Source organism: Acetobacter estunensis (genome assembly GCF_019083805.1).
GTDB classification, from domain to species: domain Bacteria; phylum Pseudomonadota; class Alphaproteobacteria; order Acetobacterales; family Acetobacteraceae; genus Acetobacter; species Acetobacter estunensis_A.
On the sequence record NZ_JAHRDV010000002.1, the window covers coordinates 1 to 14,581 of the forward strand.

Below are 14,581 nucleotides of genomic sequence, written 5' to 3' on the forward strand. Positions count from 1 at the left end.
CTTCTGTTATTTCTTCCACCGGAGGTGGTTCATCAGGTAGCGCATCGAAATCCTCTGCGAAAAGAATCCCCGTCATATTCATTCCGGGGACGATATCCATTTCCGTCACGGAAGTAGCTCGTTGCTATCTGTTCCGGGATTGATGTCGATCTCGCCCTGATTGGCTAATTCCTTGATAGTGGATACGATTTCTGCCTGCGCTGCGTCTACGTCCTTGATTCTTACGGGGCCCAGTGATGTGATCTCATCCTGAAGGATTTTTCCCGCACGCGCTGTCATGGATGAAAGGAACAGATTGCGCAGTTCTTCGGATGCCCCTTTGAGGGCCAGTGGCAGTTTTTCCCGATTGATGTCGCGCATCACACGCATAATGACTTCAGGGGAAAGACGTTGGATGTCCTCGAACGTGAACATGAGAGCTTTCACTCGCTCGGCATCTTCGAAATTGCGCTTTTCAAGTGCATTCATGAACTGCCCTTCGATACGACGGTCGAAATTGTTAAAAATTTCGGCCAGGAGTTCGTGACTGTCACGCTGCGATGTACGGGCCAGGCTTGCGATGAATTCAGAACGAAGAGTCGTTTCCAGACTGTCGATGACATCACGTTGCACATTTTCCATATGAAGCATTCGCATCATCACATCCACGGCGAAATCTTCAGGAAGTAATGCGAGAACCCGGGCTGCTTGAGCAGGCTGCAAACGACTGAGAATAACGGCCACAGTCTGAGGATATTCATTGCGCAGATAATTAGCGAGTACGGTCTCGGGAACATTCCCCAACTTGTCCCACATCGTACGTCCGGCGGGGCCACGTATCTCTTCCATGATGAGATTGGCCCGATCCGGAGGAAGTGCCTTACGCAGAAGCCGTTCCGTACTCTCGTAAGACCCAATCAGCGTGTCGCTCGATGCAAATGATTTCGAAAATTCATTACAGACACTCTCGACCGTTTCGGCCGGAATCATGCCGATTGTTGCCATGGCTGCCGAAACTTCACGGATTTCTGCCTCCTGCATCATAGAGAAAAGTTGGGTGCCACTTTCTTCCCCCAGCGCGAGAAGCAGGATGGCAGCTTTCTGCGCACCCGAGATATCCGTCTTGGTGAGCATATTTTATCCCTCGTGCTGCGGTGTGAGCCAACTGCGTATGATGTTAAGACTTTCTTCTGGATTGCTTGTGGCCTGGTCACGGACATGACGGATGGCCGATGCCTTTAGGCGCCCTTCAATCCCAGAAAGATTCATGAAATCATTTGCATTTTCAGATGGACCTTCCAGTGCCAACTGGCCTGAGGGGGCCGACCCAAGGACCGAAGATGTTGTTTCGGACAGCGACGTAATAGGACGTTCAGTTTCAGAACTGATAAGGCTTCCATCTGTTTCTTCTGCTGTATCTTCGGCAACTCCATCTTTTTTCAGAAGAGGACGAACAAAGAAGATGAGGGCGAGGAAGATGAGAAGACCCGGTGCCAGACTGCGAATAGTCTGGAGAATGTCTGCGCGATCTACCGGGAGGCCCATCCAGCCATGTTGCTGCGTGGGATTGTCCATAGGTTCGGAAGCAAAACGCATTGAAACTACGTTGACAGTATCACCACGTTTTTCATCGTACCCGATAGCTGTTTTGGCAAGCGTGGTGATCCGATCGAGTTCAGTTTGATCGAGAGGAGCCCATACAGGTTTTCCATCGGGGCCATCATGGGTGGTGCCGTCAACCATCACAGCGAGACTGATTTTTCCTACCCGCGGCTGCTCCTGAACGACTGTGCGGACTTTTTTGCCGATTTCATAATTGTTCGTTTCTTCCCGTCGATCATCCTGACTTCCTGAACGAGGCTGTCCGGCATTGGCATTAGGAAGATTATTTGCGACGGACGTACTGCCCTGTCCCTCGGTATTGACGCTTTTATCATTTGTCGATTGCTGAGACCGAAGCACCTGCTGGTCGGGATCGTAGCTTTCCTGTGTTTCATGAACTTGATCGAGGTTCATGGAGACAGACGCTTCCGCTCGCACGTGATCCGCACCGAGAGTGGGAATGAGCATGGTTTCCACGGCTTGGGCAAGCCGCGTTTCCATTGCCTGACGTTGCTCTTCAATGGTTTGAGTGATGCCGAGAGGGCCGGATTTTTCTCCCGGTCGCGCAAGCACATTTCCTCGGCTGTCGATGATGGAGACGTTATCAGCCGGCAGACCGGGCACGGCTGCGGACACAAGATTGAGAACGGCCTGAATGTTCTCTTTGTCTGGGCGACCGCCATTGAGAGTCAGCAGGACGCTTGCCTGTGCAGCCTGACGTTCTGTAGAGAACATTTCCCGGTGCGGAAGAACCAGATGCACCCGAGCGTTGCGAACGCCGTGGATCAACCGGATCGAGCGTTCCAACTCTCCTTCGAGCGCTCGTGTCTCTTCAATGTGCTGCTCAAACTGCGTGGTCGTCAGCGTACTTGCATGATCAAAGATTTCGTATCCTACGGAGCCTCCTGAAGGCAGGCCATCACGTGCAAGAAGAAGTCGCGCGGAAGCAACCTGATCCTGCGGCACGAAAATGCTGTCTCCCTGTGGAGAGACCTTGTGCGTGATATGGGCTTTTTCGAGATCTTCTGCCATTTGTGCGGCTTCACGCAGATCGAGATCGCGATATAGCAGAGTAGTAGAACGTGGACCGCCATGAAATGCGACCGTGGCCAGGATGCCCAGAATACCGAGACCTACGGCGCCAAGGGCGATAAGTCGCGGAAGCCCCAGAGATTTGAGGCCGGAAAGTGTAGCTTTCAAGGATTACCGCCCAAGAAATGAGATGGGTGCGAAAACAGAGTGGGAAGTGGTCATGAAGGCAACAGGTTCCTCGTCTCGCTACCGTGTCAATCAGCTTTGGTGACAGTGGAGGCGGCGGATTACTTCCCGGTTAATCGCTCGGCACTTTTTGCCGAGCCGGAAGGAAAGATCACGGATCCGGGAGCTTTCGTGAGGGATGAGGTCACTGAAAGAACAAGGAGTTTCAAATGTATTCGTAGAAACTGGAACGTCCGGGCATCTGTGAAAGATGACCCGGACTGCGAGAAAAGTGCGTTAGCTGCTTGTGGAGCCTGATGAGGTTGCACTGGAGCTGGATGAAGAACTTGAAGATGAGGCGTCCGAGAATGATGTCACATCGGACATATCGATCTTTGACGCGCCCATTTCGACATACAGTGTCGTGCCATCACGCGTGACACCGGTGACGGAACCGGTGACCTGGAAGGGAACCGCAGACGTGTTGCCGGAAGAATCCGCCGTTTCCACGGCAATATTGTAGGAGCCATCCGAGAGCTGATTGCCGCTTGTGTCCGTTCCGTTCCATGTCCACGTATTTGTGCCAACCGTAGAGGTATATTCGGCTGTCTGCACCACATTGCCGCTACTGTCTGTGACGGCAATGGCGATGGGTTCCGCGGATGTTGTGGTGAAGGAAATCTGACTGCTGCCGTTTTGCAAGGGCAACTCGGAAGTGGTGGCTGTGGCCGTCTTACCCACAAGAGACATGTTGGAAGACTGCTGACCATCTTCTGTCAAAGAAATGAGGGTCTTGAGATTCGTATTCGTCGCAACCTGTTGCTCCACTCCAGCGAACTGCGCCAGTTCCGTGGTGAAGCTATCGCTGCTCATAGGGCTGCTTGGATCCTGATTTTTCAGCTGCGTCGTCAGAAGAGTCAGGAAGGTGGTGTAATTGCTCGCCAGAGAAGAGAGGGCGTTGCTGTCGGTCGTGTCGGTATCGTCGCTTGTCGTTGAGGACGTGTTGGTGGCGACGTTGGTGGCCGTGGCGGAACGCGCTGCCGTGACAGTGGCGGATAGGAGACTCGTGGTGGAGGATGTGGACGTGGTGCTGCTGACCATGAAGAGTTATCCTTCAGGCTGTGATGTTGACGCTGCCTGAGCGGGCAGTCGTGTGGGATACGGGAAGAGAAACTGACATATCGGCTTCCTGATCGGATGAAGCATTGGAAAATGTGGAAGCGAGTGGTGGCTGAGACGCTGTGCCGTTCCAGTTTCCGTTGCTATTGCTGTCATTGGACAAGGATCCGCCGAAAGCGTTTGCAAAATCTGAAGATGCGTCATTTGTTGAAGCGCTGTTGATAATCTGTTCCACAGAAGCCTGCGGAGTGTGGTGTGAGAACTCACCAGTCGATGCGTCGGTCAGAGCGAATGAAATTTGGGAGCCGTCGGTGGAAATGCCGGCGTTTTCCAACGTCTGAACCAGTTCGTGCTGGCGCGTCTGCAATTCGTTGAGAGTTGAAAGAGCGTTTGTGCCGATATGAATGGAAAGCGGAGAGTTGTCGGCACTGCGATCAATCGTCACCTGTACCGAGGCTGGATCATCACCCATTTGCAACGTCAAGTTTAAGGCCGTTGAGGAATCTGACGAAGCTGAAGAAAGATTGGCGGCAGGGGACAGGGATGTAACTTCAGCAGAGGTGTTGACCGCTGAGGTTGGCGTGGGAACTTCCAGCAAGGAAGTAAAGGGTGAGGAAGAGGTTATCTGGGGCGCAGAAGGTGTCGTGAGGGAAGATGTTTCATTCTCATGGCTGGATGAGTGGGAATTGTCGTTTTGTTCTTCGCTCTGATCGCCGGTCGTTTTTACCGTGTGAGCAGATTCTGTCCGGGTTGTCAGTTCGTCGCTCGAAACAGTCCGTGAAGCTTGTGAAAGTTTGGTGGACGTGTCCACATTGCCAGCAGTGGTTTCCAAAGAAGCGGCGCTTCTCGGCAAGGAGGATGCCGAGATCGTCGTCATGCCGCTTGACGAGATGCTGGTCGCGGAAGGAGCGATAATATTTGCAGGGGTGGCTGGGAAAATATTACCGCCGGCAAGCGGCTGCGATAAGGAGGCGGTTGTGCCCGAAGCTACGATGTTCGATGAATGGACGGCGACCGGTGAGGACGCTTCTTCAGCGCTCTGCGTATCAGAACTTATGGGCAGAGAAGGGGTGATGCTCTGATCCTGTAGGGCCTGCAACGTGCTCAGGCTCGTTGGAGTGTTCAGCGTTGACGAAGTGGCTGCGTTGATCGTCATCGTCATGCCAGTAGGAAGAACATCCTTCATGGAGGCTGTTTTCTCAGGAGGCATAGCGGAACCGACGTTGGGTGCCGTTACGTAACCGCCGACGAGCAGAGTGGCATCTGACGTCGCTTTAGGTGTGGCATTTGTCTCAATCGCTGCGGTCGTCACAGGAACTACCGGCGCTGCATCAAAATTGATGAGACCGCCGGACGAGGCGGACGTGATTGCGGCACCATTGGAAAGGTTGGCAGTCTGTGACAGAGCTCCGCCCTGCACATTGAGTGCTGTTACAAAACCGCCAGAGAGGGGCAGAAAGCCAGACATTCCTTCAGGAGTAGTGTTTGCGCTAATTGAGGCGTCCGTTACGGAAGACGTCAGTGTTGCACCTGAATTGATAAGGCTGTCGAAGGTGGCGGTCGCGCCTCCAGAAACGGAGGCGGATTCCGCAAGACCGGTATCCAGAGAAGAAGTCGTAACAGTCGTGCTGCCCCTTTGTACGGTGAAGAGGGCTGGTGATTCACCGCTGGAAATGGATGTCGCAGTCAGACTGGCTCCCGCGAACGGTAAGAATTGAGCGAGAAGAGTCAGATCCTGTGGCAGTCCCACGTCACCCGAACCTGACACGACAGAAGATGATGATGCGTCGTCATTGTTTGTTGAACTGGTAGCAGTCTGCGAATGAGATGACGTGGTCTGCACATGAGGAAGGACAGGCTGCGGAAAGGAGGAAGCTGAAGCCAAAGGAACGACGCTTGCTCCGGACATTACGGCGGTTGCAGCACTTCCTGAATCGAGGAGTTCATCAGGCTGTGCTGTTGATGTGGTGGAGAGAACGCCTCCTCCACTGATAACGGGTGTGGTTGGGGAAGGAACGGTACTGCTGCTGACATTGAAGCTCATATCTGTGGCACTCGATGCCAAAGATGTTTTGTGTGCGACGAGATCATGGAAGCGTCTGAGCCCAGACGAGAGAGTATCTGGTGTGGACTGCGGCCCTGTAGCCCCGGAACTCGGCTGTCCGGGCGCTTTGGTCGATGGTGACGTGGAAGATGAAGGGCTGGTCGTCACAAGGCTCGATGTCGACAGGGGCACCATGATGGGTTCCAGACAGTTTGAGGCACAGCACTACAATGCAAGTTTCGGGCCACATGGGGTCTGGTCGCGTTTTTCCTGTTTTCGAAGAGAGGAATAAGGTGCGCGACGCTTATCTTGCCGGATCGAAAGTGCCGGGTGGGCAGAATGTGCCGAGGCGATGAGGGTATTCACATTCTAAAAAAGACTTTGCGCGAGACGATGTGGTGAATACAGGTCTTGATCAGTAGGTTTTTCGCAGATTTTTGACGCGAAGGAGAGATATGGCACGGAACATGCATGGTTCTAGGCTGTCAGAGTTTTTGGCCTCGCTTTCGCGGCCACCCTGCAGGAGTGATCCATGTCGATTTTCAATGCACTGTACACGGCCGATTCAGGCATGAATGCGCAGTCCACGGCTTTTACCAACCTCAGTAACAATATCGCCAACAGCCAGACGACGGGCTATAAGGCAACCGACACCAGCTTCCAGGATTTTGTCGCGAACTCACTGTCTTCTTACACAGGGCAGGCTGTGTCCGATGGAGTTGGAGCGGTTTCTACGTCTCAGACGCAGAAGCAGGGCACAATTTCGACCAGTACCAATTCATTGGCAGTGGCCATTTCCGGTAATGGTTTCTTCGACGTTTCGCAGGTTTCTGGTCAGGCGACCTCTGGCAAAACCTCTTTCAGTTCAGAGCAATATTTTACTCGGAATGGTGATTTTTCGACCGATAAAGACGGATATTTGGTCAATACGTCCGGCTATTACCTGAATGGTTATATGGCCGACCCGACAACCGGCACGCTCAGCAGCGATCTCACTCAGATCAATGTATCGAATATCGCATTTCGGCCCACGGAGACGACGACCCTGACTATGTCAGGCGGTCTTTCCGATAGTGGTTACTCAACCACCCAGACCGTGTACGATTCCACCGGGCAAAAGCATACACTCCAGTTGGACTGGACGCAGGACTCGAGTTCTACCACTACTAATCCTGTGTGGGATGTTTCTGTGGCGGGAGCTGACAGTACGGCGAATGGCGATTCCACGAATTCGACGGTAAGTGTCGATTCTGATACTTCATCTTACAAAGTAACATTCGATTCCAGTGGTAATCTGGAGAGTGTAACGAATGCCACGACGGGTGCCGCAGTAGGAAACGGGTATTCCGGCTCGGCCGTTTCCCTTCCGATCACCTTGTCTTATACGGGTACGTCCTCGTCATCGACCGTGCCTGCGGGTCAGAGTATCGCCCTCAGTCTGGGAGATTTCGGTTCTTCCAGTGGTCTTACGACATCTGCCGCCAATTCTACGACCCCGACAATTACCAGCGACAGTGCGACGTCCGCCACCTATGAAGGCATCACCATGCAGACGGATGGGTCGATCATGGCGACCTTCAGCAATGGTGACACGCAGTTGGTGGGCAAGATTGCTCTAGCGTCGTTCAATAATGCCGATGGTTTGATGGCGGTTGATGGGCAGGCCTATGTCGCTACATCCGATTCCGGTTCGGCTACGGTTGGTGTCGTGGGCAACAACGGCACGGGCACACTGGAGACAGCATCGACGGAATCTTCCACGACTGATCTGACGTCCGACCTGTCAAGTTTGATTGTTACGCAGGAAGCCTACACGGCCAACACCAAGGTCGTCACGACAGCGGATTCCCTGCTTCAGGCCACAATCGCGATGATCCAGTAAAAGCTTCTTTACTCGTTTTTCATCTGATGGGAGCAGGTTTGCAAAAGGCCGAACCTTTTCTCGTCCAGAACAATATGTGCATCGATCCGTGAAAATCCACGGGGCTGATGCCCTCCACCCAGATGTGCCAAGGGGATGGAGTTTCGCCGGAGATCGCGGTCATGGATCTGAATGCAGCCCTTTCAATTGCCACCAGCGGGCTGGAAGGCACGCAATATGCGCTCGGCGTCGTTTCACAGAACGTGTCCAATGCCAGCACCACGGGCTATGTTGAGGAAACGGCGCAGCTCAATTCGCGTGATAGTGCTGGGACGGGAAGCGGCGTAAAGATCGGCCTCACCACCCGCGTGGTCAACGATGCGCTCCAGTCCAGTCTGTATACGCAGAATGCGACTGTCGAGGCGCTTACGGTAAAGAGCAACTCCCTAGCGTCTATTACGGCCCTCCAAGGATCGACGAGTTCTGATTCTGGTTCAACGGCGACCTTGTCGGACGAACTGGGAAATCTTTCTAATGCTTTTTCATCGCTTGTCTCCACACCAAATGATTCAACAGCGCTCAATACTGTTATCAGTGACGCTGGAACGGTGGTCAGTACTATCAATGATCTCTCTTCGGCGTATCAGACGCAGAGGCAGCAAGCTCAGGACTCGATTGTTTCTGATGTAGCTACAGTCAATACGGATTTGACGACTATTGGTGTCTTGTCGAAGCAGATCATGTTGCTCAAAGTGCAGGGGCAAAGTACCGCCGATCTGGAAAATCAACGTGCCAGCGCCATGTCGGATCTGTCGTCCCAACTGTCAGTGACATTTACCGAAACGTCTCAAGGTGACATGCTGGTAAAGACTGCCAATGGTACACAGTTGCCCACGTATCCAACACAGGATGGACAGACGCTTTCAACCTATCCGACCAGTGATAGCGATACGTCTTCAACGACCGCAATCAAGACAGACCAGCCGACCTCGACGTGGCCTTTAAGTACTTCATCTGAAGAGTTGCAGGTAACATCAACGACGTCAGGGACGGCGACCGGTAGTTACATACCTGGAATTACGTTAGATATTAATGGCACCGACACCAACATCACCTCAGATCTGACGGGCGGTAGTCTAGGAGCGAATATCGAACTGCGTGATACGGTTTACCCGAAAATGCAGGCTCAGTTGGATTCTTTTTCCTATGCACTGGCCAGCCGATTTTCGACCGCAGGCCTGTCATTGTTCACAGATGCCAATGGAAATGTGCCATCATCGACAACGAATGCAGAGACACCAACGGGTATTGTTGGCCTATCGAGCACCATTGAGGTGAGCCCGACCATTTCAGCCGACACGTCTCTGCTTGCGCCCGATGGATCGACCTCGGTGGCAACAAACATATTGTCCACCGCATTCACGGATACAACGGCAGCGCCCTCTACCGATCTTGGTGTTGATGGTAATATTTCCACTGGATATAGCGGCAATCTGACGCTGGCGAATTTAGCGACGACACTCACGTCCGCCCAAGCTCAGGTGGCATCGGATACCTCTTCCAACCTGACTTCAGCCACGACGGTACAGACAAGCCTGACCAGCAGCGTGTCGAGTGTGTCGAGCGTGAGTGTTGATAATGAAATGTCGAAGATCGTCGCTTTGCAGAATGCTTATGAGGCAAATGCGAAGATTGTCACGACTGTGCAGTCGATGTTCACAGCCCTTCTGGATGCGGTATAAGAAAAATGAGTACCTCTGTTGGACTTTACGGCGCCAGTGGCGTTTCATACGTTCTCGATCAAGCCATCGACAAGCTTAGCGATCAAGAAACTGATCTGACGGCGCAAGCCAGTTCGGGCATGAAATCAAGCAGCTATGCCGGGTTGGATAGTTCTTCCCGAACGGCAGCTCTAGATCTTAGTCCGCAGATCACGGCCATTTCGACATGGCAGACGTCGATTTCATCGGCTCAGACCACTCTCACGGTGACGCAGTCCGCGCTGACGCAGATTTCCTCTATTGCGACAACGCTTTCCACGAACCTGCTCAGCCTCCAGGGAAATCTTGGACAGAATGAGGTCGATACAATCGCGACGTCGGCTAAATCGGCACTGGATACATTGGGTACTTTGCTCAATACGCAGTCCGGTGCGGATTATGTTTTTGCCGGAACGGATTCCTACACAGCGCCGGTAACGGGCACGAGCGGATTATCATCCAGCGATCTGGCGGAAAGCATCGGCACGCTGGTGAGCAATATGGGCACCTCGTCGGATGACGCGGCTACTGTGCTTCAGCAGGCCACCAGCGATGCCAGTGGTACCGGTGACTCTGCGTCTCTTTCCGTCTTTTCTTCGGCACTCTCGGTTAGTGCCGATAGTGCAAAAAATCTGACATCGAAAGCCGTTGTTGGAAATGGAGATACGGTAGATGTCGGTATGGTTGCGACGCAAAGCACGGAAGGGATGAGCGCAAGCGATACGTCCACCGGTTCGCCAATTCGTGACCTCATGCGTAACTTAATGATCGTTGCGTCACTTGGTGATGCGAGCACGTCAAGTTCCAGCTTTTCAGATTTGGTGACGTCTCTGAAAAGTTCTACCAGCGACATCAGTACTTCGTTGTCGGCGGAGGAGGGATCGCTTGGCATTCAGCAGACACAGCTCACCTCCCAGTCAACATTGCTATCAACCATGAGTACGATGCTCTCCACGCAGCTTGGCGATGCACGAGAGGCTGACGCAGCGACGGTTTCCGTCCAACTAAGTGCCGTTCAGGATCAGCTGGAAGCGTCCTACACCTTGATTTCTGATCTTAAGAGCATGACACTGGCAAGCTATATTTAATACGCTCTGAAAATATATAATAAAAAAGGGGCCAATGGCCCCTTTTTTATTAGCTGCGTGGTGGTTTCCGACGAGAGGAACGTGCACCGTCCGCAGCAGGCTTGGGGCCTCTTTTCCAAGGTTTTCCGCTTCCCGGTGTTTTGCCGCGAGCGGGCGGAGGCGCATCGTTTCCGCTTGGCGCGGTGGTAGGCGTGATAGTGATTTCATCTGCATCGGCAGCGGACGCACATTCAGCAAAACGTGCTGCCTTGGATGAGGCGATCTCAACCAGTGTGTAAGCTGGGGCGATGCGAATGGCTCCAATATCTTTCTTCGTCACGCCACCCAGACGGCAGATGACGGGCACGAGCCACTTGGGATCGGCCTTGTCATTACGCCCGACGGACAGCTTGAACCACTCGCCGCTTTCGCCCGTATTGTGTTCAGCACGCTCACGCATGGGACGTTCACGTCGAGCGGCATCACGCGGCGGGCGAGGAGAGGGGGCACCGGGAACAATCGCCCGCACAGAGACAGGCTTTGGCAGTCCATTCTGCCACAACGTAACAAGGGCCGTAGCGAGTTGTGTGGGTGTGCGTTCCGCGACCAGCCGTTCGGCCAGTTGGAGTTGTTCCGCGGTGGGCTCACGGGATAGAGCTTCATCCGCAAGAAGACGCTCGGCATCAGCTTCCCGAATGGCATCAGGTGACGGCACGGGCATCCATGTTGCCGCTACACCGGCGGCATGGAGAAGCCGGTCGGCCTGACGCCGACGCGCTGGCGTCGTCACCAGAACACACAGTCCCTTGCGTCCGGCCCGGCCCGTTCGACCGGAGCGGTGCAGCAAAGTGGCGGGATTGCTGGGAAGACTTGCGTGGATCACGAGCCCAAGTGAAGGAACGTCGATGCCACGCGCGGCAACATCCGTGGCCACGCAGACGCGCGCCTGACCGTTGCGCAGGCTCTCCAGAGCGCGACTGCGCTCGTTCTGCCCAAGATCGCCCGAAATCGCTACAGAAGAAAAACCGTTTTGCAGGAGCGCTCCCTGCATCTGCCGCACACCCTCACGTGTGTGGCAGAACACCATTGCGCAGGGGCTTTCCACAAAACGCAGAACATTGATGATCGCGCCGATCATCTCGCTCTGATCAGCGACGACGGCACGATATTCGATATCTGCATGGGGAGCGTTGTCCCCGATGGTATCGATACGTAGCGCGTCACGCTGATAACGCTTCGCCAGTCGCGCGATTTCGCGCGCGATGGTGGCTGAGAAAAGAAAAGTGCGTCGTTCGGTGGGCGTGGCGTCGAGTAGGGTCTCAAGTTCCTCGCGGAAACCGAGGTCGAGCATCTCATCCGCCTCATCCAGCACGGCAACCTTTACCCCAGAGAGATTCAGGTTCTTGCGCGCAAGGTGGTCACACAGGCGTCCCGGTGTGCCCACGACAATATGGCAGCCCATCGAGAGAGCCCGTGCTTCCCGACGAGGTTCCATGCCACCCACGCAGGAGACGATTTTCGCGCCTGTGCCTGCATAGAGCCACGAAAGCTCGGTCTTGACCTGCAACGCCAGCTCGCGCGTGGGAGCGATGACAATGGCCAGCGGCAATTGCGTGGGCAGAGCCTTGCCGTGTTCGTCGAGAAGTTCGCTGGCCATGGCAAGTCCGAAGGCCACGGTCTTTCCAGAACCGGTGCGCGCGGACACAAGCAGATCGCGGCCCTGCGCGTCGTCGGCCAGTACGGCAGCCTGAACGGCTGTCGGCTCCTCATAGCCACGTTCGGCCAGAGCGTGGGCAAGGGTAGAAACGGTATCCGGAAAGGGCATAGGGAGAGAAGATCCTGAACGAGGTCGAATGCCGGGCATAGAGAGAAACAGCAGGAAACGCCAGCGTCCTGACATCAAAAGACCCGCATGGCACCTGAATGGGCCATGCGGGTGAGCGCGATGAGGAAGGCTTATTGGAAAGGAAGGTAGCGGAAATCGAAGAAAATCTGGCTCATGGAGGTGGACGGCTTGCCACCTTCACCCGACCACGCTTCCCGCTGCGACCATGCCAACTGCGTGCCGGCTTCCACCGTGCCGAACCGTCCCTTGAAGAAACGCCACCATGCACCAACCGTGGCTTCCATCACACTGCGGGTATTGCCCGCGCAGGGGAGGGAGGACATCTCGATGTTGCAACCCGCGTTGGAAAACAGATGGTTGCCGTAACCGTAAGCCTGCCCACCATATTCCGACCCGCCTTTTCCCGCCCATTGCGTGCCGAAATATCCGTACACATCCAGTGTTGGGTCCGGGTGCGCGACGATCCCGGCCGTGCCCTGTATCGACAGCAGCGGTTTGGGTTTGCCAAGAGCGGAGAGCGTGGCGTCGGGCAGCATGACCGAGCCGTAACGGCCGATCCCATAGCCTGCCAGCCCGGCAAGGCGGAGTTCCACCTTGTGCGGGATGAGGGGCAGAATCATGGAACCGCCACCGCCGCCCGTGGGAGCGGTATAATTGTGGCCTCCGCCCACCCACGAGACGCGATCATGAACGAAATGCGCGATGCCTTCGATTTCGTAATGGCCCCATGAGGGGTCGTAAGCCACCTTGGCGATCACGTCAGGTGCAATTTCGTTGGAAAACGGCGCGTCGTTGGTCAGACCTGTACCGTCTTTAGTGATGGTGGCATAATGTCCATTGGGAAGGGAGACAGTGCCGTCGTTGTTGGTAAAGCCACTCGCGTCATAGAGCGTCTGTGGATTTTCGATGGACAGACCCACCCACAGCCGATGTTTGAAGAAATCCTTCGTGATGCGGACCTGCCACTGACGTGCCCAGGTCTGGCCCGCAAGCATGGAAGATTCGATGGTTTCGGGCAGGCTTTCCTGACGTGGCACGATACCGGCGCGACCGGGCGTGAGTAGACTCCATGCTTGACCGGCAAGCACATGGAAATTGTAGTCGCTGTTGTCGTAGGCCATGTAGGCCTGCCGGAGACGGAAAGCGTAGCTGTTGCTTTCATAGGCGTCGGTCGTGGCGGCCCCCGCGCCGAAATCCATTTCGAAGAAGCCCGAAACGGCTTCCTTCCGATTGATATCGCCTCGCGCCATCAGGGATATACGGCTGTATCGCGCGCTGCCCTCAAAGCTGTTGGTGTGATGATTCGGATCGTTCTTGTACGGAATGCCGTTCCAGTAATTGAAGATGCCGCTTGAAGTGTGCCGGTTCTGCAACACGGAACCTGTGTCGATGAATCCACCAAGCGCCAGCATGATGGGGCCGAGATGAAACACGCCGCGATCGCCAACGGCGCCGGTGGCCTGTGCGCCGACGGTCTCTCGTGAATGCGGCCCAACATTATTGTCGGCCGTATGGGCGATGATGTCTTCCGCGCGGTGGGCGATAACCGTTGTGCGTGTTGGCTGGTTATCCGTGACGAAGGTGGGTGTGATTTCCGTTTCCGCTCCAGCGTGATGCCGGGGCACGATCACGTGCTGCGTCCCTTCCGTTGTTCCGTCTTCGGCAAGCGGGGAGCGTGCGCGGTTTGCTTCTGTGATTTTCCGGCGCGTTTCCGTACTGAGAGCGCCGTGAGAAGAACTGCCCAATGCCCCCCGTTTTGCAATAAGTTGTTTCTGAAGCCCGACAAGAGCGTGGGTCAGCTGTGCCTGCTGCTCCTGAATGCGGGCAATCTGCTTTTCCATAAGCTCAAGAGATTCACTCTGGTCATCCGCCAGAGCGCTGAAGGGAAAAAGCATCGTGCCTGCGCACAGAGCGAAGACATGAGAACAGCGGGTCCGGCGGAGAAACGTCGGGCGAACGGGCATGGGGGCGGGCACATCCGTGGGCGAGGGCGAAAGGATTGCGACAAAGTATGTCTAGAATTCCTAATGGGGGCAATCGAATTCTGCAAGAATGTCATGCAGAATTTTTTTAAACAATACGTAACGATCGGAGCAGGCAGGATCA

The 14,581-nt window shown here is 54.7% G+C and carries 9 protein-coding genes; 3 read left to right on the forward strand and 6 right to left on the reverse strand.

All coding sequences use genetic code 11. The features are described 5' to 3' along the window. Positions 1-105 precede the first annotated feature (105 nt). The 4 genes from fliG to KUA11_RS02815 form a co-directional block, all read right to left on the reverse strand. Complete coding sequence (gene fliG, locus KUA11_RS02800; protein WP_166317889.1) at positions 106-1,113, reverse strand: flagellar motor switch protein FliG; 1,008 nt, start codon at positions 1,111-1,113, stop codon at positions 106-108. 3 nt (positions 1,114-1,116) lie between these two features. Then, positions 1,117-2,781 carry a flagellar basal-body MS-ring/collar protein FliF gene (fliF, locus tag KUA11_RS02805; RefSeq protein WP_217408901.1) on the reverse strand — a complete coding sequence of 555 codons (1,665 nt, stop codon included), beginning with the start codon at positions 2,779-2,781 and terminating at the stop codon, positions 1,117-1,119. A 294-nt stretch (positions 2,782-3,075) separates the two neighbouring features. Beyond that, the gene (locus KUA11_RS02810) at positions 3,076-3,879 is read right to left on the reverse strand and encodes a flagellar hook assembly protein FlgD (RefSeq protein ID WP_217408902.1); all 804 of its coding nucleotides are present in this window, start codon (positions 3,877-3,879) and stop codon (positions 3,076-3,078) included. Positions 3,880-3,892: 13 nt separating this feature from the next. Beyond that, positions 3,893-5,941 carry a hypothetical protein gene (locus KUA11_RS02815; RefSeq protein WP_217408903.1) on the reverse strand — a complete coding sequence of 683 codons (2,049 nt, stop codon included), beginning with the start codon at positions 5,939-5,941 and terminating at the stop codon, positions 3,893-3,895. Between the two features lie 532 nt (positions 5,942-6,473). On the opposite strand from KUA11_RS02815, the gene KUA11_RS02820 reads away from it, so the two are divergent. The 3 genes from KUA11_RS02820 (at position 6,474) to KUA11_RS02830 (ending at position 10,650) form a co-directional block, all read left to right on the forward strand. Continuing rightward, positions 6,474-7,823 (forward strand): flagellar hook protein FlgE, encoded by a 1,350-nt coding sequence (locus KUA11_RS02820; protein ID WP_217408904.1) that lies wholly within the window; start codon positions 6,474-6,476, stop codon positions 7,821-7,823. A 161-nt stretch (positions 7,824-7,984) separates the two neighbouring features. Next, positions 7,985-9,544 (forward strand): flagellar hook-associated protein FlgK, encoded by a 1,560-nt coding sequence (gene flgK, locus KUA11_RS02825; protein ID WP_217408905.1) that lies wholly within the window; start codon positions 7,985-7,987, stop codon positions 9,542-9,544. A 5-nt stretch (positions 9,545-9,549) separates the two neighbouring features. After that, positions 9,550-10,650, forward strand: a complete 1,101-nt coding sequence (locus KUA11_RS02830) for a flagellin (protein WP_217408906.1) — start codon at positions 9,550-9,552, stop codon at positions 10,648-10,650. Between the two features lie 49 nt (positions 10,651-10,699). Here the strand turns inward: KUA11_RS02830 and KUA11_RS02835 are convergent, their stop codons facing one another. Then, positions 10,700-12,454: a DEAD/DEAH box helicase gene (locus KUA11_RS02835; RefSeq protein ID WP_217408907.1), complete on the reverse strand. Its 1,755-nt coding sequence runs from the start codon at positions 12,452-12,454 to the stop codon at positions 10,700-10,702. A 131-nt stretch (positions 12,455-12,585) separates the two neighbouring features. After that, complete coding sequence (locus tag KUA11_RS02840) at positions 12,586-14,439, reverse strand: hypothetical protein (protein WP_217408908.1); 1,854 nt, start codon at positions 14,437-14,439, stop codon at positions 12,586-12,588. Between the last annotated feature and the right edge of the window lie 142 nt (positions 14,440-14,581).

Coding starts and splice junctions, on each gene's coding strand:
- fliG (WP_166317889.1), bottom strand. CDS start 1,113: ATGCTCACCAAGACGGATATCTCGGGTGCGCAGAAAGCTGCCATCCTG.
- KUA11_RS02810 (WP_217408902.1), bottom strand. CDS start 3,879: ATGGTCAGCAGCACCACGTCCACATCCTCCACCACGAGTCTCCTATCC.
- KUA11_RS02815 (WP_217408903.1), bottom strand. CDS start 5,941: ATGAGCTTCAATGTCAGCAGCAGTACCGTTCCTTCCCCAACCACACCC.
- KUA11_RS02820 (WP_217408904.1), top strand. CDS start 6,474: ATGTCGATTTTCAATGCACTGTACACGGCCGATTCAGGCATGAATGCG.
- flgK (WP_217408905.1), top strand. CDS start 7,985: ATGGATCTGAATGCAGCCCTTTCAATTGCCACCAGCGGGCTGGAAGGC.
- KUA11_RS02830 (WP_217408906.1), top strand. CDS start 9,550: ATGAGTACCTCTGTTGGACTTTACGGCGCCAGTGGCGTTTCATACGTT.
- KUA11_RS02835 (WP_217408907.1), bottom strand. CDS start 12,454: ATGCCCTTTCCGGATACCGTTTCTACCCTTGCCCACGCTCTGGCCGAA.
- KUA11_RS02840 (WP_217408908.1), bottom strand. CDS start 14,439: ATGCCCGTTCGCCCGACGTTTCTCCGCCGGACCCGCTGTTCTCATGTC.